This is a genomic window from Streptomyces sp. NPDC031445 (assembly GCF_055581365.1).
On sequence record NZ_JBVIJO010000002.1, the window covers coordinates 875,261 to 899,960 of the forward strand.

General features: G+C 71.5%; 17 protein-coding genes. 8 read left to right on the forward strand and 9 right to left on the reverse strand.

The window, feature by feature from the left end:
- Positions 1 to 36: 36 nt before the first annotated feature.
- Entirely contained in the window at positions 37 to 675 is a 639-nt protein-coding gene (locus tag ACZ5DC_RS10135) for a TetR/AcrR family transcriptional regulator (RefSeq protein ID WP_366754436.1), read from the reverse strand.
- Between the two features lie 203 nt (positions 676 to 878).
- On the opposite strand from ACZ5DC_RS10135, the gene ACZ5DC_RS10140 reads away from it, so the two are divergent.
- The 4 genes from ACZ5DC_RS10140 (at position 879) to ACZ5DC_RS10155 (ending at position 6,658) form a co-directional block, all read left to right on the forward strand.
- Positions 879 to 1,793 (forward strand): ABC transporter permease, encoded by a 915-nt coding sequence (locus ACZ5DC_RS10140; RefSeq protein ID WP_468651204.1) that lies wholly within the window; start codon positions 879 to 881, stop codon positions 1,791 to 1,793.
- Positions 1,786 to 2,685 (forward strand): ABC transporter ATP-binding protein, encoded by a 900-nt coding sequence (locus ACZ5DC_RS10145; RefSeq protein WP_468651206.1) that lies wholly within the window; start codon positions 1,786 to 1,788, stop codon positions 2,683 to 2,685. The genes ACZ5DC_RS10140 and ACZ5DC_RS10145 overlap by 8 nt, the downstream gene beginning before the upstream one ends.
- 101 nt (positions 2,686 to 2,786) lie before the next feature.
- A complete protein-coding gene (locus ACZ5DC_RS10150; RefSeq protein WP_468651208.1) occupies positions 2,787 to 4,997 on the forward strand; it encodes a CDP-glycerol glycerophosphotransferase family protein in 2,211 nt (736 codons plus the stop codon).
- Positions 4,994 to 6,658, forward strand: coding sequence for a glycosyltransferase family 2 protein (locus tag ACZ5DC_RS10155; RefSeq protein WP_468651210.1), 1,665 nt, complete (start codon positions 4,994 to 4,996; stop codon positions 6,656 to 6,658). Before ACZ5DC_RS10150 ends, ACZ5DC_RS10155 begins: the two co-directional genes overlap by 4 nt.
- 26 nt (positions 6,659 to 6,684) lie before the next feature.
- Here ACZ5DC_RS10155 and ACZ5DC_RS10160 read toward each other — a convergent pair whose 3' ends face one another.
- On the reverse strand, positions 6,685 to 8,079 hold the full coding sequence (locus tag ACZ5DC_RS10160) for a hypothetical protein (protein ID WP_468651301.1): 1,395 nt from the start codon (positions 8,077 to 8,079) through the stop codon (positions 6,685 to 6,687).
- A 247-nt stretch (positions 8,080 to 8,326) separates the two neighbouring features.
- Positions 8,327 to 13,273, reverse strand: a complete 4,947-nt coding sequence (locus ACZ5DC_RS10165) for an NAD-glutamate dehydrogenase (protein WP_468651212.1) — start codon at positions 13,271 to 13,273, stop codon at positions 8,327 to 8,329.
- 599 nt (positions 13,274 to 13,872) lie between these two features.
- Here ACZ5DC_RS10165 and ACZ5DC_RS10170 point away from each other — a divergent pair.
- Complete coding sequence (locus ACZ5DC_RS10170; protein WP_468651214.1) at positions 13,873 to 14,439, forward strand: DJ-1/PfpI family protein; 567 nt, start codon at positions 13,873 to 13,875, stop codon at positions 14,437 to 14,439.
- Positions 14,440 to 14,588: 149 nt separating this feature from the next.
- Here ACZ5DC_RS10170 and ACZ5DC_RS10175 read toward each other — a convergent pair whose 3' ends face one another.
- Together ACZ5DC_RS10175 and ACZ5DC_RS10180 are read right to left on the reverse strand one after the other, a co-directional pair.
- On the reverse strand, positions 14,589 to 15,257 hold the full coding sequence (locus ACZ5DC_RS10175; RefSeq protein ID WP_468651216.1) for an HAD family hydrolase: 669 nt from the start codon (positions 15,255 to 15,257) through the stop codon (positions 14,589 to 14,591).
- 57 nt (positions 15,258 to 15,314) lie between these two features.
- Positions 15,315 to 15,827, reverse strand: a complete 513-nt coding sequence (locus ACZ5DC_RS10180) for a DUF6912 family protein (protein WP_468651218.1) — start codon at positions 15,825 to 15,827, stop codon at positions 15,315 to 15,317.
- Positions 15,828 to 16,162: 335 nt separating this feature from the next.
- On the opposite strand from ACZ5DC_RS10180, the gene ACZ5DC_RS10185 reads away from it, so the two are divergent.
- Entirely contained in the window at positions 16,163 to 16,642 is a 480-nt protein-coding gene (locus ACZ5DC_RS10185; RefSeq protein WP_468651220.1) for an Rv3235 family protein, read from the forward strand.
- Positions 16,643 to 16,809: 167 nt separating this feature from the next.
- On the opposite strand, the gene secA is transcribed toward ACZ5DC_RS10185, so the two are convergent.
- The gene (secA, locus tag ACZ5DC_RS10190) at positions 16,810 to 19,620 is read right to left on the reverse strand and encodes a preprotein translocase subunit SecA (RefSeq protein WP_468651224.1); all 2,811 of its coding nucleotides are present in this window, start codon (positions 19,618 to 19,620) and stop codon (positions 16,810 to 16,812) included.
- Between the two features lie 253 nt (positions 19,621 to 19,873).
- On the opposite strand from secA, the gene ACZ5DC_RS10195 reads away from it, so the two are divergent.
- Both ACZ5DC_RS10195 and ACZ5DC_RS10200 read left to right on the forward strand, forming a co-directional pair.
- Complete coding sequence (locus tag ACZ5DC_RS10195) at positions 19,874 to 20,443, forward strand: GNAT family N-acetyltransferase (protein ID WP_366754426.1); 570 nt, start codon at positions 19,874 to 19,876, stop codon at positions 20,441 to 20,443.
- A gap of 69 nt (positions 20,444 to 20,512) precedes the next feature.
- A complete protein-coding gene (locus tag ACZ5DC_RS10200) occupies positions 20,513 to 21,688 on the forward strand; it encodes a winged helix-turn-helix domain-containing protein (RefSeq protein WP_468651227.1) in 1,176 nt (391 codons plus the stop codon).
- 45 nt (positions 21,689 to 21,733) lie between these two features.
- On the opposite strand, the gene ACZ5DC_RS10205 is transcribed toward ACZ5DC_RS10200, so the two are convergent.
- From ACZ5DC_RS10205 to ACZ5DC_RS10215, 3 genes are all read right to left on the reverse strand, one after another.
- Positions 21,734 to 22,477 carry a response regulator transcription factor gene (locus ACZ5DC_RS10205; RefSeq protein WP_366754424.1) on the reverse strand — a complete coding sequence of 248 codons (744 nt, stop codon included), beginning with the start codon at positions 22,475 to 22,477 and terminating at the stop codon, positions 21,734 to 21,736.
- A 203-nt stretch (positions 22,478 to 22,680) separates the two neighbouring features.
- A complete protein-coding gene (hpf, locus tag ACZ5DC_RS10210; RefSeq protein WP_468651229.1) occupies positions 22,681 to 23,379 on the reverse strand; it encodes a ribosome hibernation-promoting factor, HPF/YfiA family in 699 nt (232 codons plus the stop codon).
- Positions 23,380 to 23,691: 312 nt separating this feature from the next.
- Positions 23,692 to 24,615: a ComF family protein gene (locus ACZ5DC_RS10215; RefSeq protein ID WP_468651231.1), complete on the reverse strand. Its 924-nt coding sequence runs from the start codon at positions 24,613 to 24,615 to the stop codon at positions 23,692 to 23,694.
- Positions 24,616 to 24,700: the final 85 nt, after the last annotated feature.

The following is a 24,700-nucleotide window of genomic DNA, read 5'->3' on the forward strand; positions in this document are numbered from 1 at the left end:
GCTGCTCGCACGGTCCCCCGCGCCCCTCCCGGCCCTTCACAACGCCTTCAGCGCACCCGCCGTCGCCCGCGCCAGTCTCTCCAGGTACCCCTTGGGCAGCTTCGGGGAGCGGATGACCACCGAGCGCCAGTACAGCGGCCCGGAGATCAGGTCCAGGGCCAGGTCGGGATCGACGCCCGCGCGGACCTCGCCCCGCTCCTCGGCCGCCGCCACGATCCCGCTGGCCACCCCTTGCTGCCCGTCGCGCAGCGCCTTCTGGAAGGCGTCCGCGATCTCGGGATTGCGGGCCGCCTCGGCCTGGAGGTCGGGGATGATCTGGGACGCGACCGGGTGGCGCAGGGCACGGGACGTGACCTCGTACAGGAGCCGCAGGTCACCCTCCAGGGAGCCGGTGTCGGGCACCGGGAACCCGGTCACCGCCATCGCCGAGACGACGTCCAGGACCAGGTGGAGCTTGGAACGCCACCGCCGGTACACCGCCGTCTTGCCGACCCCGGCCCGCCGGGCGATCCCCTCGATGGACATGCGCGCGTACCCGACGGCCGCCAGCTCCTCGAAGACGGCCGCGCGGATCGCCTCGGTCACGTCCTCGCGGAGCACGGCCGCCCCGGCGGGCGCCCGGCGGCGCGGACGCGCCGGCGGCTCGTCGGCTGGCTCGGCGGCGTTCGTCGTCATGGTCACAGCATAGGGCGTGACGACGAAACGGTTGCGTTCCGACGTCTGTTGGTCTTACGCTCGCGTTGCGACGATACGGTCCCGTCCCGACGTAAGAGAACGTGAAGAGAAGCGTAAGTAAACGCCGGACGACGGGCACGAACGCGGCGATCCCGGCGAAAGTCGGGCGCAGCACCCCCTCCCCCCGAGCGAAAGCAGCGGATGTGAGCCAGGTCCTCCACACACCGCCCCCCACCCGGGCCCCGGCAGACGACGATCTCGCGGCGCTGGCCGCCCGGCACGGCCTGTCGGTCAGCGGCGCCCGCCCCACCCTGCCGGAGTACGTCCGCCAGCTGTGGGCCCGCCGCCACTTCATCGGCGCCTTCGCCACCGCCAAGCTCACCGCGCAGTACAGCCAGGCGAAGCTCGGCCAGGTCTGGCAGGTCATGACCCCGCTGCTGAACGCGGCGGTCTACTACTTCATCTTCGGCGTGCTGCTCGGCACCAAGCACAACGTGCCCGACTACGTGCCGTTCCTGGTCACGGGCGTGTTCATCTGGACCTTCACGCAGAGCTCGATCATGGCGGGCACCCGGGCCATCTCGGGCAACCTCGGCCTGGTCCGCGCCCTGCACTTCCCGCGCGCCGCCCTGCCGATCTCCTTCGCGCTCCAGCAGCTCCAGCAGCTGCTGTTCTCGATGGCCGCGCTGGTCGTCATCCTGCTCTGCTTCGGCGTGCCGGTCTCCGTCTCCTGGGTGCTGGCCGTGCCGGCCCTGGCACTCCAGTTCACGTTCAACGCCGGCGTCTCGATGGTCATGGCGCGGATGGGCGCGAAGACCCCGGACATCGCCCAGCTGATGCCGTTCGTGCTGCGCACCTGGATGTACGTGTCCGGCGTGATGTGGAGCATCGACAAGCTGGCCGACAAGGACGACCTGCCGCGCGTCGTCACCGTCCTGCTGGAGATCAACCCGGCCGCCGTCTACATCGACCTCATGCGGTTCGCGCTGATCGACAGCTTCCACGCGAGCCAGCTGCCCCCGCACGTGTGGGCGGCGGCGGTCGGCTGGGCCCTGGCCGCGGGCATCGGCGGCTTCATCTACTTCTGGAAGGCTGAGGAGACGTACGGCCGTGGCTGAGCGCAGCGAAGAGAAGGTCCCCACCGTCGTCGCCGACCGCGTCGACATCGTCTACCGGGTCAACGGCACCGGCGCCGGGCGGGGCTCCGCCACCGCCGCCCTCAACCGCATCCTGCGCCGCAAGCAGGCGGAGAAGGCCGCCGGCGTGCGCAAGGTGCACGCGGTCAAGAAGGTGTCCTTCGTCGCCTACAAGGGTGAGGCGATCGGGCTCATCGGGACGAACGGCTCCGGGAAGTCCACCCTGCTGAAGGCGGTCGCGGGCCTGCTCCCGGTGGAGAACGGGCGCATCTACACCGACGGCCAGCCCTCCCTGCTGGGCGTCAACGCGGCCCTGATGAACGACCTCACGGGCGAGCGGAACGTGTTCCTCGGCGGGCTTGCCATGGGCATGTCCCGGGAGCAGATCAAGGAGCGCTACCAGGACATCGTCGACTTCTCCGGGATCAACGAGAAGGGCGACTTCATCACCCTGCCGATGCGCACGTACTCCTCCGGCATGGCGGCCCGGCTCCGCTTCTCCATCGCCGCCGCCAAGGACCACGACGTCCTGCTGATCGACGAGGCGCTGGCCACCGGCGACCGCTCCTTCCAGAAGCGTTCGGAGGCGCGGATCCGCGAGCTGCGGCAGCACGCGGGCACGGTCTTCCTGGTCAGCCACAACAACAAGTCGATCCGTGACACCTGCGAGCGGGTCCTGTGGCTGGAACGCGGCGAGCTGCGCATGGACGGGCCGACCGAGGACGTCATGAAGGAGTACGAGGCGTTCACCGGTGACAAGAAACCGGCCGCGAAGAAGCCCGCGCCGAAGGCGGATGCCACGAAAGCGAAGCCGGACGCCACAAAAGCGGACACGCCGCAACCGGACGCACTGAAAGCCGGTCTTCCTTCCTAGCGCAGCTCTTACGCTAACCGTAGTTATCCCTTTCATCCGCTTAATGACAGTATGTTATGAAGGGTGCGACGGGAGACGACGAGCCGAAGGAGTCCATCGCGATGCCCCAGTTGAGCGTCATCGTCCACGGGCCGAACGCACAGGGGCACCTGACCGATCTGCTGGACTCCCTGGAGGCCCATCCCCTCACCGGCTGCGAGGTGATCGTCGCCGCCGTCGGCGACTGGGCCCGGGAGACGGCCGAGCACCACGCGCCCGAGACGATCGTCGTCCCGCTGCCGGACGGCACCGGTGATCCGGAGGCCCGGGCGGCCGGTGCCGCCCGGGCCTCCGGCCGCTGGCTGCACTTCGTCCACGCCAAGGACGGCCTGCCGGCCGGCGCCCCCCGCCTGATCGCCGAGCGGACCGCCGAACTGGACGCCACCGCCTCCGCCGAACCCGTCGACGTCCTCCTCTTCGACCACGTCACCACCACCTGGCAGACCGCCGCCAGGCCCTCCCGCGACGGCCGCCACCTCGCCGCCGTCGGCCGGGCGGGCCGGCCCCTGGACGAGACCGCCGACCTGCTGCGGCTCACCCCGCTGCTCGGCAACCGCGCCCTGCGCACCGCGTTCTGGCGGGCCCACGAGGAGCAGCTGAACACCGGCGACGAGCAGCGCGCCGCCCAGGCGGCCCTGCTGTACGCCGGCCGGGTCGCCTGCCTCAACCAGACGGCGTACGAGCACCGCGTGCTGCGCCCCGAGAGCCTGCCGCCGCGCGCCCCCGAGGACCGGCTCGGGCTCATCGACCGCTACGAGACCCTGCTCGCGCTCGCCCGGGACCGACGCGCCCCCCGCACGGTGCTGTACGACCTGATGGTGCGCGACCTCATCCGCACCTTCGCCCGCGAGGAGCTGCCCGACCCGGTGGCCCGCGAGTTCTTCCGCCGCGCCTCCGTGGCCGCGGTCCGCTGGCGCCCCGAGGGCCACCGGCGCCCGGCGGGCCTGGAAGGCGTGCGGCACGCGCTGCTGGAGGAGGGCGCGTACACCAAGTACCGCGCGTTCCAGGCCGCCAACCGCACCCGCCGCACCGCCCGCAAGGCCGTACGCACCCGCAAGCGGCAGCTGAGCACCAGAATCCGCGACCACCAGTACCAACGCGCCCTGAGCCGCCCGGTGGACCCCCACCTCGCCGTGTTCGCGGCCTACTGGGAGCGCGGCGTGGCCTGCAACCCGGCCGCCATCGCCGCCAAGCTCGCCGAACTCGCCCCGCACATCCGCCCGGTGTGGGTGGTGAACAAGCAGAACGAGGCCCTGCTGCCGCCCGGCACCGACCACGTCGTCCCCGGCACCCGCCGCTACTGGGAGACCCTCGCCACCGCCAAGTACCTGACGAACAACGTCAACTTCCCGAACGCCGTGGTCAAGCGCCCGGACGCGGTCCACCTCCAGACCCACCACGGCACCCCGCTCAAGCGCATGGGCCTGGACCAGATGGACCACCCGGCCGCCGCCAAGGGCCTGGACTTCGCCGCCCTGCTGTCCCGGGTCGACAAGTGGGACTACAGCGTCAGCGCCAACAGCCACTCCACCCGGATGTGGGAGCGCGCCTACCCGTCCCGCTACACGTCCCTCGACTACGGCTATCCGCGCAACGACGTCTTCTACGCGGCCACCGCGGCCGACGTCCGCGCGGCCCGTGACCGCCTCGGCATCGCCCCGGGCAGGACCGCCGTCCTCTACGCCCCCACGCACCGCGACTACGAGGCCGGCTACACCCCCCGCCTCGACCTCGCCGCCCTCGCCGACCGCCTCGGCGAGGACACCGTCCTGCTCGTCCGCGCCCACTACTTCTACGGCGGCGCCGCCTCCCCGCTGACCGGCCTGCGCCGCTCCGGACGGATCATCGACGTCTCCTCCTACGACCCCGTCGAGGAGCTGTGCCTGGCCGCCGACGCGCTGGTCACGGACTACTCGTCGATCATGTTCGACTACGCCAACCTGAACCGCCCGATCGTGGTCTACGCCGACGACTGGGAGACGTACCGGACCACCCGCGGCGTCTACTTCGACCTGATGGCCGAACACCCCGGCCAGGTCGCCCGCACCCAGGAGGAGCTGGCCGAGATCTTCCTCTCCGGCGCCTGGCGCGACGAGAACGCGGCCAAGGCGCGGGCCGCGTTCCGGCGCCGGTTCTGCGAGTACGACGACGGGCGCGCCGCCGAACGGGTCGTACGCAGGGTGTTCCTAAACGAACCGGAGGACGCGCTGCCGCCGGTGCTCCCCATCGAGGACCGCACCCCCGCTCCCACGCCCGAGGAGGCCACGGCATGACCCGCCCCGACGTCACGGTCACGGTCATCGTCTACAACGACGCGGCCCGCCTGCCCCGCGCGGTGGCCTCGCTGCGCGCGCAGACCCACGCGAACATCGAGATCGTCATCAGCGACGACCACTCCACGGACGAAACCCCCGCGGTGGCCCGGGAGCTGGCGGCCCAGGACCACCGCATCCGCTACATCCGGCTGCCGGAGAACAGCGGCGGGTGCAGCGCCCCGCGCAACCGGGCCATCGAGATCGCCCGTGCGCCGTACCTGATGTTCCTCGACAGCGACGACGAACTCCCGCCGCGCGCCGTCGAGTCGCTGCTCGCCGCGCACCGCGAACGGGACGTCGACTTCACCATGGGCGCGGTCCGCCGGGTCCGGGTGGACAACGGCCGCCGCTCGACCTGGATGCCGCACCTGGTCGCCGAGCGCCGCACCCTGGAGGGCATCGAGGCGGACCCCCGCCTCCTCTTCGAGCACCTGTCGACGAGCAAGATGTACGCGCGCGCCTTCCTCGACCGCCACCGGCTGCGCTTCCCCGAGGGCATCCACTACGAGGACCAGCTGTTCTCGGCGCAGGCGTACTGCCTGGCGCAGGCGTTCACGATCATCCCGGACCCGGTGTACGTCTGGTACATCGAGCCGTTCGCGGACGCCTCCGCCGCCTCCATCTCCAACCAGCGGCACAAGATCTCCAACGTCGCCGACCGGGTGCACGTCCAGCGGCTGATCGACGAGTTCCTGGTGAGCAGCGGGCACGCGGGGCTGCGGGAGGACAAGGACTACAAGTTCCTCAAGCACGACTTCCGGATGTACGCCGGCGACCTGCCGTACCGGGACGAGGAGTGGCTGACGTCCTTCGCGGACATCGTGAACCCCTACCTCGACACGCTCTCCCCCGCGGCCTACGGCCGGCTGCCGCGCGCCGAGCGGGTGGTGCTGGAGCTGTTGCGGCACGGCCGCACGGACGAGGCCCGGCTCGCGGCGCGCGGACTGGGGCACGCGGTGGCGCCGCGGCGGGTGACGGCCGACGGTACGGGAGTCCCGTACTGGGGTGACACCGTGCCCGCGACGGACCGCGCCCGCCGCGAACTGGACGTGTCCGAGCTGGAGCTGGACACCCGGCCGTTCCCGACCGCCCTGTTCCGGCACGAGATCACGGAGCTGACGCCCGGCGCGGGCGCGACCCTGACCCTGGCGATCCGTACCTACGACCCCGGCCTGCGCCTGCCCGTGGGGCCTCAGCGCGCGTCGCTGCTCCTGACCCCCGGCCGGCGCCGCATGACGACCCCCTTCCGCCTGGACCCGGTCCGCCCCGGCGTCTTCGAGGGCACGGTCCGCCTCGACCTCACATCCGCGCCGCTCCCGCTCCACGGCTTCCAGGGCGTACGGCACCCCTTGGTCCGCCTGGAGCAGCAGGGCCTGTCCCACTCCGGTCTGCTCCTGGCACCGTTGGACTTCCCGGCCCGTACGGCCCGCATCGACTACCACTCCGGTGCGGCCCCCCACGAGCTGACCGTCGAACCCGAGGGCCGCAACCCGGGCCGGCTCCAGTTCCGCTGGCGCCCGGTCGGGGTGACGGCCCGGATCACCCGGCCGGCCGTCCGCCGCCTGGCCCGGCCCCGGGTACGCAACGCCGCGCGGCTGGTGGCGAGTGCGCTGAAGTAGCCGTAGGGGGCTGTCGTGCCGCTGGCTCAGGGCGCCGCTCGGTACAGGACCTGCCCGCCCGGGCCCACGGCCGTCCTGCGCAGCCACGGTGCGTCGCCGCCCCCCACGACCCACTTCACCCCGTACTCCCGCAGGATCGCCCGACGTTCCCCGGCGCCCGTCGCCGGCGAGAAGTACCGGTCCACCGCCGCCTGCCTCCGCCCGGCGTCCGGGAGGAAGAAGTCCGGGTAGCCGGGTGCCACGGTGTACGGGCCGTACGCGGGGATCTGCCGGGCCGGGAACTTGCGCGCCATCACCACGTCCCCGTACCGCACCCCCGCCCGCATGATCCACTGGTAACCCGTCCACGGCGTGCGGTACTTCGCCGCGACCACGCCGGGCAGCGCGTCCCGCGGCACCGCGTACCCGAGCGTCCCGGCCTGCGTCCACGCCCCCACCGCCAGCGCGGCGAGCAGCGCGCACGCCCACCCGCGCCGCACCGCGGCCCGCCCCGCCGACACCGCCTCCAGCGCCGCCGCGAGCTGCGCGGGGATCAGCGCGGCGGGCAGGGCGCGGCCCCAGGAGTAGTGGCCGGTCAGCCCCCCGGCCGCGAACACCAGCGCGCCGAACAGGAAGAAGAGGGCCAGGGGGTCGCGGTGGTCCCTGCGCAGGCGGAGGCCCAGTGCCGCCACCCCGAGCAGCACCAGCCCGAACCGCCCGGCCAGGTGCTGGTACAGCGGCCGGTGGACGGCCTCCAGGTCCGCGCCCGCGGAGAACAGCGCGAAGAAGTCGTAGTACGGCCAGAGCCACAGCACCAGCAGGCCCAGGAGCAGTCCGGTGCCCAGCCGGAGCAGCGCCCCGCGCGCCGGCCGCGCCGCGAGCACCGTCGCCAGCCCGCCCAACGAGGCCACCACGCCGGTGAACTGATGGCACAGCAGGATCACCGCCCACAGCGCGCCCAGCCCCAGGCACGCCCGCCAGGCCGTCTCCCCGCGCACCGCCCGCGACAGCCAGGCCCAGAAGTGGAAGGCGAGCCCGAGCGCGAGCACGCTGGGGTACGACACCGTCAGCGCGAGGGAGTTCAGCCCGACGAAGCCGCTCCAGTCGAACAGCAGCGGCCCCCACAGGAAGACCAGGCTCAGGAAGGCCAGCGCGGGGGCGGCGCGGTGGCCGCTCAGCGTACGGACGTAGCGCCGGACGCCCGTCACCAGCAGGCCCAGGCCGGTGAGCGCGGCCAGGCGCAGGACCACGAAGACCGACAGGCCCGTCAGCTTGGCGACGGCGCCGAGCAGCAGCATCCAGGGTGAGTGGTACGGGCTCGGCGTGTCGGCGTCGACCAGCGGGTTGCCGGGATGCAGCAGGCTGTGCCGGAAGCGCTGGATCGTGGCCGCATGCATGCCGAGGTCGCCCGCCCACGGCAGGCGGACGACGACCCAGAGCATCAGCACCACGACGAGCGCGGCGGCGACCTGCGGCAGCTCACGGCCCACGCGCGACGCGGAGCCGCCCGGTGGTGCCGTACGGTCCACCCGTTCGGTGTCAGACGGCGCGGTGTGCACACGCCGACCCTATCCGACCCACCCCGAAGAGCAGGAAAAGGTAAGTTCTCCGCACGTTTGGTACGAGAAGCGGGCAAGAAGAAGGGCGCCTTGGGGAGACAGTCCCCGAGGCGCCCTTCCCGCGGTACGGCTACGAGTGCGTCCGCAGCAGCGTCCGCATCGTGCGCATCGCCACCGACAGGTTGGCGAGGTCGAACGAGTCCGAGCTGCGGATCTCGTCCAGCGTGGTGCGGGCCCGGCCCAGGAGCGCGCTGTTCTTCTGCTCCCACGCCTCGAACCGCTGCTCCGGCGTCGAGGTGCCGTTGCCCACCGCGAGGACGTCCGAGGTGAGGGCCGCGTGCGCCGCGTACAGGTCCTCACGGATGGAGGCGCGGGCCATGGACTGCCAGCGGTCGGCGCGCGGCAGCTCGATGATGCGGTCCATGAGCTGGGTGATGTTCAGCCGGTCGGCGAGGTCGTAGTAGACGTCGGCGACGTCCAGCGGCTCCTTGCCCACGCGGTCGGCCACCGACACGATGTCGAGCGTCGGGAAGGCGGAGGAGAAGCCGGCCACGCGGGTGGCGAGTTCGTCCGGCACGCCGGCCGCGGACAGCTCGTCGTACACGTGCTGGTACCACTCCGCGTCCGCGCCGCGCAGCAGCTTCGGCAGCTCCTGCCAGACCCGCTCGACCCGCTCGGCGAAGAACTCCACCGTCTCGGCGAGCTGGAGCGGCTGCGGCCGGTTGTTGAGCAGCCAGCGGGTGCCGCGCTCGACCAGGCGGCGCGAGTGCAGGCGGATACGGGTCTGGACGGCCGCGTCGACCTGGTTGTCCAGGGCCTCGACGGCGTCCCACACGGGCGCGGAGCAGAAGATCGCGCGGGCCGCGGTCTGGGCGCGGACGATCTCCTCCAGGGAGGCGCCGGTCTCCTCGCGCAGCCGGTGCAGATACGTCGTACCGCCCGTGTTGACCGTGTCGTTGACCAGCACGGTCGTGGTGATCTCGCGGCGCAGCGGGTGGTTGTCGATCGCCTCGGCGAACCGCTCGCGCAAGGGCGCCGGGAAGTACGCGTGCAACAGTCCGCGCAGGTACGCGTCGTCCGGCAGCGAAGTCCGCAGCAGCTCCTCGGCGACCGTGATCTTCGTGTACGCGAGCACGACGGCGGTCTCGGGACTGGTCAGGCCCTGGCCCTGGGCGAGGCGCTCACGGATCTGCCGGTCGGTGGGCAGGAACTCCAGCGCCCGGTCCAGGTGGCCCTCGCGCACCAGGTGGCGGATGAACCGCTGCTGGGCGTGGAGCATGTCCTTGGCCTGGAACAGGGCGTTGGCCAGGGCGGTGTTCTGCGCGTAGTTGTTGCGCAGGACCAGTGCGCCGACCTCGTCGGTCATCTCGGCGAGCAGCTTGTTGCGCTGCTTGACGGTCATGTCGCCGTCCGCGACCAGGCCGTTCAGCAGGATCTTGATGTTCACCTCGTGGTCGGAGGTGTCCACACCGGCGCTGTTGTCGATCGCGTCGGTGTTGATCTTGCCGCCGTGCAGGGCGAACTCGATCCGGCCGAGCTGGGTCAGGCCCAGGTTGCCGCCCTCGCCGACGACCTTGACCCGCAGGTCCTGGCCGTCGACGCGGATGGCGTCGTTGGCCTTGTCGCCGACGTCGGCGTTCGACTCCGTCGACGCCTTCACGTACGTGCCGATGCCGCCGTTCCACAGCAGGTCCACCGGGGCCGTGAGGATCGTCTTCATCAGGTCGGCCGGGGTCATCTTGGCGACCTTGCCCTCGATGCCCAGCGCCTCGCGGATGTGGCTGTTGAGCGGGATCGACTTGGCCGTGCGCGGGAAGATCCCGCCGCCCGCCGACAGCAGCTCGGTGTCGTAGTCGGCCCAGCTGGAGCGGGGCAGCTCGAACAGGCGGCGGCGCTCGGCGTAGGAGACGGCCGCGTCCGGGTTGGGGTCGATGAAGATGTGCCGGTGGTCGAAGGCGGCGACCAGGCGGATGTGCTCGGACAGCAGCATGCCGTTGCCGAACACGTCACCGGACATGTCACCGATGCCGACGACCGTGAAGTCCTCGCTCTGCGTGTCCACGCCCAGCTCGCGGAAGTGCCGCTTCACGGACTCCCAGGCGCCGCGCGCGGTGATGCCCATGCCCTTGTGGTCGTACCCGGCGGAGCCGCCGGAGGCGAAGGCGTCGCCGAGCCAGAAGTTGTAGGTGTTCGCGACGTCGTTGGCGATGTCCGAGAAGGTCGCGGTGCCCTTGTCCGCGGCGACCACCAGGTAGGTGTCGTCGCCGTCGTGCCGCACCACGTCCCGCGGCGGCACGACCTCGCCCGCCACCATGTTGTCGGTGATGTCGAGCAGCGCCGAGATGAACGTCTTGTAGCTGGCGATGCCCTCGGCGAGCCAGGCGTCGCGGTCCACGCTCGGGTCGGGCAGCTGCTTGGCGACGAAGCCGCCCTTGGCGCCGACCGGCACGATGACGGTGTTCTTCACCATCTGCGCCTTGACCAGGCCGAGGATCTCGGTGCGGAAGTCCTCGCGCCGGTCGGACCAGCGCAGGCCCCCTCGGGCGACCTTGCCGAAGCGCAGGTGCACGCCCTCCACGCGCGGCGAGTACACCCAGATCTCGTACGCCGGGCGCGGCGCGGGCAGGTCCGGGATGGCCTGCGGGTCGAACTTCATGGAGACGTAGGCGTGCGGCCGGCCGCCGGCCGCGTCCTGGAAGAAGTTCGTGCGCAGGGTCGCCTTGATGACGGTCAGGAAGGACCGCAGGATGCGGTCCTCGTCCAGGCTGGCCACCTGCTCCAGGGCCGCGTCCAGCTCCTCCAGCAGCGCGTCGGTGATCTCCACACCGGCCTGCTGCCGCTCCGGGGACATCCGCGCCTCGAACAGGGAGACGAGGAGCCGGGTGGTGTGGACGTTGTTGCGGAGGGTGTCCTCCATGTAGTCCTGGGAGAAGGTCGAGCCGGCCTGCCGCAGGTACTTGGCGTAGGCGCGCAGCACCATCGCCTGCCGCCAGGTCAGCCCGGCGCTCAGCACGAGCGCGTTGAAGCCGTCGTTCTCGGCCCGACCGGTCCAGGTCGCGGCGAAGGCCTCCTGGAAGCGCTCGCGGGCGTCGTCGCCCAGGTATTCACCGCCGCCCGCCGCCTTCGGCATGCGCAGACCGAAGTCGTAGATCCAGGCGGTGATGCGGTCCGCGCAGCGCAGCTCGTACGGCCGCTCGTCGGTGACCTCGACACCGAGCCGGCTCAGCACGGGCAGCACCTTGGAGAGGGAGACCGAGCCGCCCTTCTGGTAGATCTTGAAGCGGCGCTCCTCGGGCGCGGCACCCACCGGCTCGTACAGGCTCAGCGAGAAGGTCTTGTCCTCGCCGAGCTGCTCCAGGTGGACCAGGTCGGCGACCGCCGCACGCGGGCTGTGGTCGGCCTTGTAGCCCTCGGGGAAGGCGTTGCTGTAGCGGCGCAGCACCTCGGCCGCGCGCTCCTCGCCGCACTCGGCGGTCAGCGCCTCGGCGAACGCGTCGGCCCAGGAGCGGGCCGCCTCGACCAGGCGGACCTCGATGCGCTCCCGGTCGGCGTCCGACAGCTCGGGCAGCTCGGTGCCCGGCGGCACCCGGACGACGAAGTGCAGCCGGGACAGGATCGACTCGGTGTTCCAGGCGGTGAAGTCGACGCTGACGCCGCCCAGCTCCTCCTTCAGGATGTCGATGATCCGCAGGCGCACACCGGTGGTGTAGCGGTCGCGCGGGAGGTAGACGAGGGCCGAGTAGTAGCGGCCGTACTCGTCCTGGCGCAGGTACAGCCGCAGCCGGCGGCGCTCCTGGAGGTAGAGCACGCTCGTGGCGATGGACTGCAGCTCCGCGGCGGGCGTCTGGAACAGCTCGTCGCGCGGGTAGGTCTCCAAAATCTGGAGCAGGTCGCGTCCGTCATGGCTGTGGCGCGAGAACCCGGCGCGCTCCAGCACCTCGTCGACCTTGCGGCGGATGACCGGGACGCGGCGCACCGACTCGGTGTACGCGGCGGAGGAGAACAGACCGAGGAAGCGCCGCTCGCCGACGACGTTGCCGTCCGCGTCGAACTTCTTGACGCCGATGTAGTCCAGGTACGACGGCCGGTGCACGGTGGCCCGGCTGTTGGCCTTGGTCAGCACGAGCAGCTTGTGCTCGCGCGCCTTGGCCCGGGCGTCGGCCGGGAGGCGCTCGAAGGAGGGGCTGACCGGGTGCTGCTCGTCCTCGGCGTGGTGCGGGTCCGAACGCAGTATGCCGAGACCGGTGCCGGGCACGGCGGCGAGCGTGTCGTCGTCGCGCAGCTGGTACTCGCGGTAGCCGAGGAAGGTGAAGTGGTCGTCGGCCAGCCAGTGCAGCAGCTCGCGGGCCTCCTCGACCTCCGGCCCGGGCAGGTCGCGGGGGACGGGCTCGCCCTCCAGGCCGTCGGCGATCCGGACCGCCGCGTCCCGCATCTTCTCCCAGTCCTCGACGGCCTCGCGGACGTCGGACAGCACGCGCAGCAGGTCGGCGGTGATCTGCTTCAGGTCCGCGCGGTCGGTCTCGCGGTCGATCTCGACGTGGATCCAGGACTCGACGTGTGTGTCGTGCGGGAGGTCGCCGGTGAGCCCGGCGGGCCGGTCCGGCAGCACCTCGATCAGCTTGCCGGTCAGGTCCCGCCGCACGACGAACTGCGGGTGGATCACGACGTGGATGCCGCGCCCCTGCCGGGTCAGCTCATTGGTGACCGAGTCCACGAGGAAGGGCATGTCGTCGGTGACGACCTCCACGACGGTGTGGCTGCACGTCCACCCGTTCTCCTCCACCGTCGGGGTGTGCACCCGGACGTTCGCGGTGCCCTGGGGGCGGGTCTCGGCGAGACGGTAGTGCGAGACCGCCGCGCCGAAGACGTCGACCGGGTCGCGGTCGGTGAGGTCTTCCGGGGCGGTGTGCAGGTAGTAGCGCTGGAGGAACGCGAGCACGGACTCGCTGTCCGGGGTGCCGGGGGTGCCCTCGCTCGTCGTCCCGGTCGGTAGGTGGCCACCGACCGGGCTGTTCTCAGCTACCCGGGCGGCCCGTTCGAGCAGCTCGGCCTTGGCTTCGTCCAGCTTGGTCTGCATTGTCCTCTGGCTCCTGTCGCGCGCCGTTGCGTGACGTAGAAGGAAGTACGGTCTCTTTCCCTCCGGCTCGACGCCACGGCCCGGGGTGTCCGGTCCGGTCCGACGCTATGCCGCGAGGTGAGATGAGTGGGGGGAATTCGGCCATTCTCGGCACGTCCGTGGAGTGTGACGCTGCTCTCGGCACCGCCGCGTCCCGGGCCGTCCTCGGCGTCCTGGGGGCGTCGGCGCCCCCGTCCCGCCCGCGAAGACCAGCGATCGCGGCCCGGTCACGGAGGTGCTCCGTGCAACCCGGGCGCAGGGCAGGAGCAGGAACGCCCCCGCGAGATATCGCGCTGATCACGCCACCAGGCTATCGCCACTTACCCCGGGCCCGTCATGAGCCGTATGTGTACAAAACCGAGGGGTGAAGTTTGACGTTCTGCACAGCGGCGGGGCGGACGGGGGTGGCGTATCCGACGGCTGCCTCCCGTCCGGGACACCCGGTCGCGCCCCCGCGCCCGCGGTCGCACCCTGAAAAGCGCCGGGCCCTCTTGGCAAGGGGCGCCCGGCGGAGGCACGGTGCCCAGGACACTGTGCGCAGTCTCCCCGGAGGAGCCGACATGCCCACCAAGATCCTCATCGTCACCGGCGACGCGGCGGAGTCACTGGAGGTGCTCTACCCCTACCAGCGGCTGCGCGAAGAAGGCTACGAGGTCCACATCGCCGCCCCCACCCGCAAGACCCTCCGGTTCGTCGTGCACGACTTCGAACCCGGTTTCGACACCTACACCGAGAAGCCCGGCTACACCTGGCCCGCCGACCTGGCCTTCTCCGAGGTCGATCCGGGCGACTACGCGGCCCTCGTCATCCCCGGCGGCCGGGCCCCGGAGTACCTGCGCAACGACCCCGAACTGCGCAAGATCCTCAAGGCCTTCTTCGACGCCGACAAGTCGGTCGCCCAGATCTGCCACGGCCCGCTACTCACCGCCGCGATCGACTCCCTGCGGGGCCGCCGGGTCACGGCGTACCCCGCGCTGGAACCGGACATGCAGGCGGCCGGGGCGGACTTCCAGGACAGCGAGGCGGTCGTCGACGGCACCCTGGTCTCCTCCCGCGCCTGGCCGGACCACCCGGCGTGGATGCGGGAGTTCCTGACGGTGCTGCGCTCCAAGGCACCGGTGAGCTGAGAACCGTCCGCGCGGCGCCGTCCGGCTCGCGGTACGCCGGCGGCGTCAGGCTCGCGGTACACCGGCGGCCGTCCGCCGTGGCCGGCCGCGTGGTGACCCGCGCACCGGGGAGCCGTCGAGCCGCGGGCGGCCGTCGGCCCGCGGCCCGGCTACGCCGCCATCCTCCGCGCCTCGGCCACCGCCTCGGCCAGCGTGTCCACCACCGGCGCCCCCGCCCCCTCCAGGCTCACCCGGCTGTGCGACCCCCCGCTGTACAGCACGGCCCGCACCCCCACGTGCCGCGCGGCGACCGCGTCGTCCGCCGCGTCCCCGATCACCACGGTCCGCTCGGGCGCCACCCTCCCCGTCAGCGCCTCCAGATGCCGCACCATGTGCTCGGCCTTGCTGCCACCGGACGGCCCCGTGCGCCCGTCGACCCGTATGAAGTGCGCCTCGATCCCGAAGCCCCGCACCAGCGGCACCAGGTCCTCGTGCCCGTACATGCTCAGCAACGACTGGCTGTGCCCCGCCGACCGCCACCCCGCGAGCAGCTCCTCCGCCCCCTCGGTCAGCCGGCACCGCACCCGGTGCTCGGTGTAGTAGCGGTGGAAGACCCCGTCCATCAGCTCCCACTCGGCGTCGGACGGCAGCCGGCCGAGCAGCCGCTCGTAGAACCTCGGTACCGGCACGCAGTACAGCGCCCGGTACTGCTCCAGCGTGATCGGCGCCAGGCCCAGCTCCGCGAAGGCCGCGTTCGTCGCCCCGATGATCGCGTCATTGTCGTGGAACAGCGTCCCGTTCCAGTCCCAGACGATGTGCGCGCTTCCCTGCGTCCCCATGTCCAAGACCGTACCCGCCCCCACTGACGATCAGGGCACGGCGACGGTGGGCGGGGGTCAGCCCAGCCCGACCAGGTTGGGGATCTCCTGCGTGGCGTACCACAGCAGCTCGTGGTCGTCCGCGCCGTCCACGACGAACTGCGCGTCGTCGTCCCCGCCGTCCGCCGCCTCCAGGGCGTCCGCCGCGGCGGACACGTCCGGCTCCGCGTCCTCGGCGTCGACGTGCACGGCGGCCGCCTTCGCGAGCGGCACCGCGACCTTCACGGTGACCTCGCCGAGCGCGGCGGGGTCGAGCGCGCGGTCCGGGTCCGTGCTCGTGGCACCGTCGGGCACGTCGACGGCGACCACGACCCGGCGCCGCGGCGCGTCCGGGTCCGCCGCGAGCAGCCGCAGCGAGGCCAGCGCGGCCCGGCTGAGCGCGGCGTACTCCAGCTCCTCGATGTCCTCGGAGAGGTACCACTCGCGCAGCCCGGGCGTGACGGCGTACGCGACGAAGGAGCCGGTCCCCAGCTCACCCGTCTTGTACGCCTCGGCGAGAGCGGGGAGGGTCAGGGGGACGTAGACGCGCATGCTGGCCGCTCTTTCCTGTTCCTGGTCGAAGGCTCCGTGGGCCCCGGGGAAGGCTGCCGGCACGTCTCCCGGAGGGCCTTCAGGATACGTGCGGCCGTCCCCTTTCGGGCCCCTGCCCGCACGCGTGGAGGCGTCCACTCCAAGCCCTCGGTTCACCCTCGCCGGCCGCCTGACCACAGGGCGCGGGGCCCTGCGGGTCGCTCGGATAGGTGAACCGTGCCGGCCCCTCCCCGCCCACCGCCGCTTCCTTGCGACCCCCTCCGGCGCCCCGTACAAGATCCCCACCACTTGGTTACCGCCCGGTATCCACCGGGCCCGCCGAACGGGGACGCCCCATGAACAAGGTCATGAGCTGTACCGCCCAGCCCCGCCTGCGGCACCGGCCGCCGACCCGCCGCGACTCCCGCCGCCCCGGCGGCGCCCCGCCCCGCACGCCCGGCGGCCCCACGGCCGCACGGCCGGAGGCGGCCCGCACACGGCCCGGGGCCGCCGTACGGCAGCCCCGGCCCACCGACCTCTTCGCCGAGCGTCTGCTGGCCGTCCTGAGCGGTCAGCGGCCCGTCCACTGGATGCTGCGGCACACCGCGGGCCGCGCCTACGACGACCTGGCCCGCCTGGCCGAACACGGCCCTCTGCGCACCCTCGGCCCCCGCCCGGTCGTCCAGGACATCGGCTACTACGTCCCCAGCCAGGGCGCCCTGGAGGTCTTCGCCCGCATCGCCGCCGGTGGCCGGCTGCGCGCCATGGCCTTCCGCCTGGAACTGGGCAAGGACCTCCGCTGGCGCTGCACAGCGGTGGAAACGGGCACGCCGTGAGCCGGCGGCACGCCGTAGGGCCGGGGGCCGGGGGCACGGGAACCACCGTGGCCGCTGCCCGCGCGGCCGCCGCAGCCCAGGGCACCGCCCCGCGGGCAACGCGGCGGGGCCGGGCCCCGGAAGGGGAACCCGGCCCCGCTCGACCGCTGAGGCGCCGCAGGCGACCGTTACTTCTTGCGGCGCCGCCCGCCCTTGGCCTGGCGGCGCCGCTCGGCCCGCGTGAGCCCGTCCGACTCGGACCGCACCGGCTCGTCCTCCTCCAGGTCACGCTCGACGATGCCGCCCTCACCGTCCACCGTCGGCGCGGAGAAGTGCAGGTCCCGCCGCTGCGGAACGTCCAGCCCCTTCGCACGGATCTCGGGACGCGCGCCCGCCTGCGCCGGCACCGTGTCCTGGACGCCCTCGCCCACCGGCTGGGCCTCCTCGAGCGGGACCTCCTCGACCTGCTGCTCGACCTGGACCTCCAGGTTGAACAGGTAGCCGACGGACTCCTCCTTGATGCCGTCCATCATCGCGGTGAACATGTCGAAGCCCTCGCGCTGGTACTCGACCAGCGGGTCCTTCTGCGCCATCGCGCGCAGGCCGATGCCCTCCTGGAGGTAGTCCATCTCGTAGAGGTGCTCGCGCCACTTGCGGTCCAGGACCGACAGCACGACCCGGCGCTCCAGCTCACGCATGATCTCGGAGCCGAGCTGCGCCTCGCGGGCCTCGTACTGCTGGTGGATGTCCTCCTTGATGGACTCCTCGATGAACTCGGCGGTGAGACCGGCCCGGTCGCCGGCCGCCTCCTCCAGTTCCTCGATGGTGACCTTCACCGGGTACAGCTGCCGGAACGCGCCCCACAGGCGGTCCAGGTCCCAGTCCTCGGGGAAGCCCTCGGAGGTCTCGGCACCGACGTACGCCTCGATGGTGTCGTCCATGAAGTGCCGGATCTGCTCGTGCAGGTCCTCGCCCTCCAGGACGCGCCGGCGCTCGCCGTAGATGACCTCGCGCTGCCGGTTGAGGACCTCGTCGTACTTCAGGACGTTCTTACGGGTCTCGAAGTTCTGCGTCTCGACCTGGGCCTGCGCGGACGCGATGGCGCGCGTGACCATCTTGTTCTCGATCGGCACGTCGTCCGGCACGTTGGCCATGGACATCACGCGCTCGACCATCTGGGCCTTGAACAGGCGCATCAGGTCGTCGCCCAGCGACAGGTAGAAGCGGGACTCGCCCGGGTCGCCCTGACGGCCGGAACGGCCGCGCAGCTGGTTGTCGATGCGCCGCGACTCGTGCCGCTCGGTGCCGAGGACGTAGAGGCCGCCCAGCTCCTCGACCTCGTCCTTCTCCGCCTTGACGGCCTGCTCGGCCTTCTCCAGGGCGGCGGGCAGGGCGGCGGCCCACTCCTCGATGTGCTCCTCGGGGTCGAGGCCGCGCTGGCGCAGCTCCGCCTCGGCGAGGTCCTCGGGGTTGCCGCCGAGCTTGATGTCCGTACCACGGCCTGCCATGTTGGTCGCCACCGTCACGGCGCCCTTGCGGCCGGCCTGGGCGACGATCTGCGCCTCGCGCTCATGGTGCTTGGCGTTCAGCACCTCGTGCTGGATGCCGCGCTTGCTGAGCTGCTGCGAGAGGTACTCCGACTTCTCGACGGAGGTGGTGCCGACGAGGATCGGCTGGCCCTTCTCGTGCTTCTCGGCGATGTCGTCGACGACCGCCTCGAACTTGGCCACCTCGGTGCGGTAGATCAGGTCCGACTGGTCCTTGCGGATCATCGGCTTGTTCGTCGGGATCGGGACCACGCCGAGCTTGTAGATCTGGTGGAACTCGGCGGCCTCGGTCATCGCCGTACCGGTCATGCCGGAGAGCTTCTTGTAGAGGCGGAAGAAGTTCTGCAGGGTGATCGTGGCGAGCGTCTGGTTCTCGTCCTTGATGTCCACCCCTTCCTTCGCCTCGATCGCCTGGTGCATGCCCTCGTTGTAGCGGCGGCCGGCGAGGATACGGCCGGTGTGCTCGTCGACGATCATGACTTCGCCGTCGATGACGACGTAGTCCTTGTCCTTCTTGAAGAGTTCCTTGGCCTTGATGGCGTTGTTCAGGTAGCCCACGAGCGGGGTGTTCACCGACTCGTACAGGTTGTCGATGCCCAGCCAGTCCTCGACCTTGCTGACACCGGGCTCGTGGATGGCGACCGTGCGCTTCTTCTCGTCGACGTCGTAGTCGCCGGTCTCCTCGACGCCCTTGAGCGGGTTGCCGGCCTCGCCGCGCTTGAGGCGCGTGACCAGCTTCGCGAAGTCGCCGTACCACTTGGTGGCCTGGTCGGCCGGGCCGGAGATGATCAGCGGCGTACGGGCCTCGTCGATGAGGATGGAGTCGACCTCGTCGACGATGGCGAAGTTGTGGCCGCGCTGCACCAGCTCGTCCTTCGACCACGCCATGTTGTCGCGCAGGTAGTCGAAGCCGAACTCGTTGTTCGTGCCGTAGGTGATGTCGCACGCGTACTGCTCGCGGCGCTGGGCCGGCGTCATGTTGGCGAGGATGCAGCCGACGCTCAGGCCCAGGAACTTGTGGACGCGGCCCATCATCTCCGAGTCGCGCTCGGCCAGGTAGTCGTTGACCGTGATGAGGTGGACGCCGTCCCCGGACAGGGCGTTCAGATACGCGGGCAGCGTGCCGACGAGGGTCTTGCCCTCACCGGTCTTCATCTCGGCCACGTAGCCGAGGTGGAGCGCGGCACCGCCCATCATCTGCACGTCGTAGTGGCGCTGGCCGAGGACACGCTTGGCGGCCTCGCGCACCGTGGCGAACGCCTCGGGGAGCAGGTCGTCCAGGCTCTCACCGTCGGCGTAGCGCTGCTGGTACTCCGCGGTGAGGGCCCGCAGCTCGGCGTCGGAGAGGTCGACGAAGTCCTCTTCGATGGAGTTGACCTGGTCCGCGATGCGGTGCAGCCTGCGCAGGATCTTGCCTTCGCCTGCACGCATGATCTTCGAGAGGACGGACACGGGGGCTGGTCTCCTTGCCGGTCGGGCCTGGGACGGTCGGTTTTCCTTCTGACGTACTGAGCAACGGCCATCGTATGCGAGGACCCGGCCGCGCCGGGAGGCCTGGCGGCTCGACGGCTGCTTCACCCGGGACAACGGACGGGACGCCGCGATGGTGCCGCATCGGCGCGAGGAATTACGCGAAACGTGACCGCCCGCTCACACATCGCGAAAATCCGTGGCCGGGGCGGGGCGTCCCGAGCAGAATCGGGCGATGGAACCCGTCACGCTCACCACGGACCGCCTGCTGCTGCGCCCGGTCGGCCCCGCCGACACCGACGCCGTGTACGCGGCGGCGCAGGACCCCGACATCCAGCGCTGGACACTGGTCCCCTCGCCGTACCTCCCGGAGCACGCGGTCGGCTTCACGGAGCAGACCGTCCCGGACGGCTGGTCGCAGGGCTCCACGTTCACCTTCGGCGTCTTCCTCGCGGGCGGGGAGCTGGCCGCCATGCTGGCCCTGATGATGCGCTCACCGGGCACGGCCGAGGTCGGCTTCTGGGCGGCGAAGGAGCACCGCGGCAACGGCTACGTCGTGGAGGCGACGCTCACCGCCTGCCGGTGGATCTTCACCGAGGTCGGCGTCGACCGCGTCGAATGGCGGGCCGAGGTCGGCAACCACGCCTCCCGCGCGGTCGCCGAACGCGCGGGCTTCACCCTGGAGGGCACCCTGCGCTCCGGCCTCAACAACAAGGGCGTGCGCCGCGACTGCTGGGTCGGCTCCCTGCTCCCCTCCGACCTGGGCCTGCCCTCCACCGCCCCGTACCTGCCCGCGCGTTCCTGAGCCCCGGCCGTTCCCGGGGAACGGCCGGCCCGTCGCGGGCTGTCAGTGGCACCCTCTATCGTCCGACGCATGACGACCCTTCCGCGCCCGACCACCACTCTCACCGCGGACGACGCCCGCCGGATCGCCCTGCGGGCCCAGGGCCTGCTCGGCGCGCCCGACCGGCGCGCGGGCGTCCGCGGGGTGCTGCGCCACCTCGGCGCGGTCCAGCTCGACACCATCTCGGTGCTCGCCCGCTCCCATGAACTCGTGCCCTACGCCCGGCTGGGCGCGGTCGGCCGCAAGGCCGTGGAGGCCGCGTACTGGACGGACACCCACGCCTTCGAGTACTGGTCGCACGCGGCCTGCATCCTCCCCATCGAGGAGTGGCCGCACTTCGCCTTCCGCCGCCGCGCCTACCGCAACCGGCCGCACTGGTACCACGAACTCCCCGAGGGCGCCTACGACCAGGTCATCAAGCAGCTCCGCGCGGAGGGCCCGCTGACCGCCACCGAACTGGGCGGCGCGAAGAAGACGAACGACTGGTGGGACTGGTCGGGCACCAAGGTCGCCGTGGAGCGCGCGCTGATGTACGGCGAGGTGGTGTGCGTGGAACGGCGCGGCTGGAAGCGGGTGTACGACCTCGCCGAGCGCGCGGTCCCCGCCGAGCTGCTCCACGACGAGCTGGACGATTCCGAGTGCCTGCGCCGGCTGGTCCGGCTGGCCGGCGAGTCGCTCGGGGTCGGCACCCGTGCGGACATCGCCGACTACCACCGTCTCAAGGGCGAGCAGGTCGACGCGGTCATCGCGGACTCCGGCCTGGTGCCGGTCGAGGTCGAGGGCTGGTCCAAGCCGGCCTGGGCGGACCCGGCGGCCCTGGCGACGCCGCCGCGCGGCCGGCACCGCACCACGCTGCTGTCGCCGTTCGACTCGCTGATCTGGGAGCGGGCGCGCACGGAGCGGATCTTCGGCTTCACCCACCGGCTGGAGGCGTACGTCCCCAGGCCCAAGCGCATCCACGGCTACTTCGCGATGCCGGTGCTCGCGGGCGGCCGGCTGGTCGGGCGTGTCGACCCGGCGCGGGAGGGCCGCACCCTGGTGGCCAAGCAGGTCACCCTGGACGGTCCGAAGGCGGTCCCGGCGGTCGCCCAGGCCCTCTTCGAGGCGGCGGCGTGGGTGAACTGCACCGACGTCCGCGTGGAGCGCGTGGACGCACCCGGGCTACGCGAACCCCTGACCAGGGAACTCGCCGGGCTGCTCGGATAGCCAGCCGGGCTGCCGGCATAGCTCACCGGGCTGCCTGGCCGGGAGCTAGCGGATCTCCAGGATCTTCTCCCGCATCGCGTAGACCACGGCCTCCATCCTGGAGTGCAGTTGCAGCTTCTCCAGGATGTTGCGGACGTGGTTCTTCACGGTGTTCTCGGAGATGAACAGTTCCTTGGCGATGTCCCGGTTGTTCATGCCCGTGGCGACGAGTTTGAGGACCTCCAGCTCACGGTCGGTCAGCCGGGGCGCGGGCACCAGCCGGCGCTCGTCGGTGCGCTGGATCATCGACTTGAACTCGGTGAGCAGTTTCGACGCCATCGACGGGCTGATCTGCGACTGTCCGTCGGCCACCGCGCGAATGGCGGTGGCCACCTCGTCGGTCGAGATCTCCTTGAGGAGGTATCCGGTCGCGCCCGCCTTGATCGCGTCGTAGAGGTCGGCCTCCTCGTCGCTGATCGTCAGCATGATGATCTTCGCGCTGGGGGCGACCTCCTTGATGGAGGTGCAGGCCTCGATCCCGCCGCGCTTGGGCATGCGGACGTCCATCAGCACGATGTCGGGCAGCAGGTCGGCGGCCTTGTCGACGGCCTCGGCCCCGTCGCCGGCCTCGCCGACGACCTGGATGTCCTCCTCGGCCGCGAGCACGATCTCCAGGCCGCGCCGGAAGAGGGCGTGGTCGTCCACGACCAGGACTCTGATCGGCTCGCGCGAGGAGCCCGCGTCCTGGTTGCCGCCGATGACATCGTCGCCGGCGTCCCCGTCCCGCATCGGTCCGAAGGTGTCCGCCATCGTTCCTCCCCCTGAAGGCTGTGGCCTGTGGTCCTGTGCCATCGCCAACCCAAGGCAGCGGCCCACCGGTTGGGCCGGTGCGGCCATGATTTCATGCCCGGGCGGCACCGAGGTGACGTACGCGGCGCGAAGTGGTCGCACACCGGTGCCCCTGGGGGCGCACACGCGCTCCAGGGGCACCCGCACAGCTTCAGCCGGATGGATCAGCCGCCCAGCGTGCCACCCGCCGCGGGGGGCTGCGTCTGCGCCTCGGCGACCATCGGGTCGGTGCTGAGGTGGATCACGCCGTAGTCGTAGGCGTGTCGCCGGTAGACGACGCTGGGTTCCTTCGTCTCGGAGTCGACGAACAAGTAGAAGTCGTGGCCGACCAGTTCCATCTCGTAGAGGGCCTGGTCGAGCGTCATGGGGGAGGCGACGTGGGTCTTCTCGCGGACGACGAGGGGGCCTTCACCCTTGACCTCCAGCGAGCCGATCTTCTTGGTCGGCACTCCGTCCGTCTCCTCCTCGTGGACGGGCTGGCCGCTGCCGTTCAGTGTCGCCGCGCCGGGGACGTGGTCGGGGACCTCTGCCGCCGAGATCCGGCGTGCGCCACGGCGCGAGAACCGCTTGTCGTGCTGCTTGCGCAGCCGGGCGTCGAGCTTCTCCGCCGCCAGGTCCAGCGCCGCGTACGGATCGCTGGCCGCCGCCTCCGCCCGGATCACCGGACCGCGGGAGCGGAGCGTGATCTCCACTCGGTCACAGCGGTCGGCCTGTCGAGGGTTCGGCTCCTTGGACACCTCGACGTCGAGGCTGATCACCTTGGCATCGAGCCTCTGGATCTTCTCCAGCTTCAGCTTCTCGGCCACGTGCTTGCGGAACCGCTCGGGCACCTCGGTCTTGCGGCCCTTGACGACGATGTCCACGCAGAACTCCGTTCCCGGATCGCCCCGCCGCCTCGGCGGAGCGTCTCCCTTTCGCACCAGATCCGGTGATCACCGGACCTCGGACTCGGTGACTTCCACCTCCTCCTCCCCCATGGGCGAGATCTCCACCCCACCGGCGCGGGTGATTGCGAAAAACCCGCAGCACGGCATTCGGATATGAGAGGTGTGGCCTGCGCCTTTCCTCACACCCGAACATATCTCGCCCGGACGGATGTCGTCACCCTCTACTGCGACGTACCTCCATTCCGGTGAATTACCCCTGTCACTAGCTGGAACGATGCACGTTGACGATCAGTTCCTGCTCATTTCGAAAGAATCACGAGGAGCTGCGATCACGGCAGCATGCAGCATCCACCGCGGGGCGTTCGGCATCGCATTTTCCGGTGCACTGTGCACCGACTCCCTTCTCCCCCGCGGGGCGCCGATCCGTCGTTCCTCCCTACCTTCCCGAGTTGCGGCCGCGTACACAGCCGTCCTGCCCGAACCGGGGGACACGACCGCCTCCCGCAAGGCCCGCGCCGCCTCCGCGAGACTGGCGCCCGTCGTCATCAGGTCGTCGACGAGCACGACGCGGCCCGCCCCGAGCAGCCGGCCGCCACCCGGACTCACCTCCAGCGCCCCGGCGAGGTTCTCCAGGCGCCGCCGCGCGTCCAGCCCCGCCTGGTCGGCCACGGGCCGCCGTTGGCGCAGCACGGCCGCCACCCGGGCCGGCGTCCCGGTGCGCCGCAGCTCCCCGGCCGCCGCCAGCGCCATCCGCCGCACCGGGTCGTGCCCACGCGCCCGCACGGCCCACCGGGCCGAAGGCACGGGAACCAGCACCACGGGCCCGGGCCGGGGCCACCCGGCCGGCCCCGCGACGCGGGCACCACGGTCCATGCCGGCGCGAGCACCACCGCCCGCACCGGCACCCGCGCCGTCCTTCGCGCCCAGGCCCGCCCGCACGGCCCCCGCCAGCGCCGTGCCCAGCGCTCCCGTGAGCGTCAGCGCACCCCGTTCCTTGTGCGCGATCAACAGCTCGCGCACCTGCGCCGCGTAAGGAGCCACCGCGTGCACCACCGGCAGCCCGGCCGGCTCCGGCACCGGCCGCACCCGCCGCGCCGCGCCTCCGTGCAGCGTGGCCCGGCACCGCGGGCAGAGCGCCGTACGAGGTGCGCCGCAGCCCGCGCAGTCGGCCGGCAGCACCAGGTCGGTGAGGTCCTGCCACCACCCCCGCATGACCACCACTGTGCCAACGCGACCACGGACCGGCCACCCCTGTGGACAACGCCCTGTGGACAACTCGGCCCGTGGCCCGGGAAGG

Excerpts from the sequence above, each read along its gene's own strand:
- ACZ5DC_RS10135 (WP_366754436.1), bottom strand. The coding sequence starts at position 675 with ATGACGACGAACGCCGCCGAGCCAGCCGACGAGCCGCCGGCGCGTCCG.
- ACZ5DC_RS10150 (WP_468651208.1), top strand. The coding sequence starts at position 2,787 with ATGCCCCAGTTGAGCGTCATCGTCCACGGGCCGAACGCACAGGGGCAC.
- ACZ5DC_RS10155 (WP_468651210.1), top strand. The coding sequence starts at position 4,994 with ATGACCCGCCCCGACGTCACGGTCACGGTCATCGTCTACAACGACGCG.
- ACZ5DC_RS10160 (WP_468651301.1), bottom strand. The coding sequence starts at position 8,079 with ATGCTCTGGGTCGTCGTCCGCCTGCCGTGGGCGGGCGACCTCGGCATG.
- ACZ5DC_RS10165 (WP_468651212.1), bottom strand. The coding sequence starts at position 13,273 with ATGCAGACCAAGCTGGACGAAGCCAAGGCCGAGCTGCTCGAACGGGCC.
- ACZ5DC_RS10170 (WP_468651214.1), top strand. The coding sequence starts at position 13,873 with ATGCCCACCAAGATCCTCATCGTCACCGGCGACGCGGCGGAGTCACTG.
- ACZ5DC_RS10175 (WP_468651216.1), bottom strand. The coding sequence starts at position 15,257 with ATGGGGACGCAGGGAAGCGCGCACATCGTCTGGGACTGGAACGGGACG.
- ACZ5DC_RS10180 (WP_468651218.1), bottom strand. The coding sequence starts at position 15,827 with ATGCGCGTCTACGTCCCCCTGACCCTCCCCGCTCTCGCCGAGGCGTAC.
- ACZ5DC_RS10185 (WP_468651220.1), top strand. The coding sequence starts at position 16,163 with ATGAACAAGGTCATGAGCTGTACCGCCCAGCCCCGCCTGCGGCACCGG.
- ACZ5DC_RS10195 (WP_366754426.1), top strand. The coding sequence starts at position 19,874 with ATGGAACCCGTCACGCTCACCACGGACCGCCTGCTGCTGCGCCCGGTC.
- ACZ5DC_RS10200 (WP_468651227.1), top strand. The coding sequence starts at position 20,513 with ATGACGACCCTTCCGCGCCCGACCACCACTCTCACCGCGGACGACGCC.
- ACZ5DC_RS10205 (WP_366754424.1), bottom strand. The coding sequence starts at position 22,477 with ATGGCGGACACCTTCGGACCGATGCGGGACGGGGACGCCGGCGACGAT.
- ACZ5DC_RS10215 (WP_468651231.1), bottom strand. The coding sequence starts at position 24,615 with ATGCGGGGGTGGTGGCAGGACCTCACCGACCTGGTGCTGCCGGCCGAC.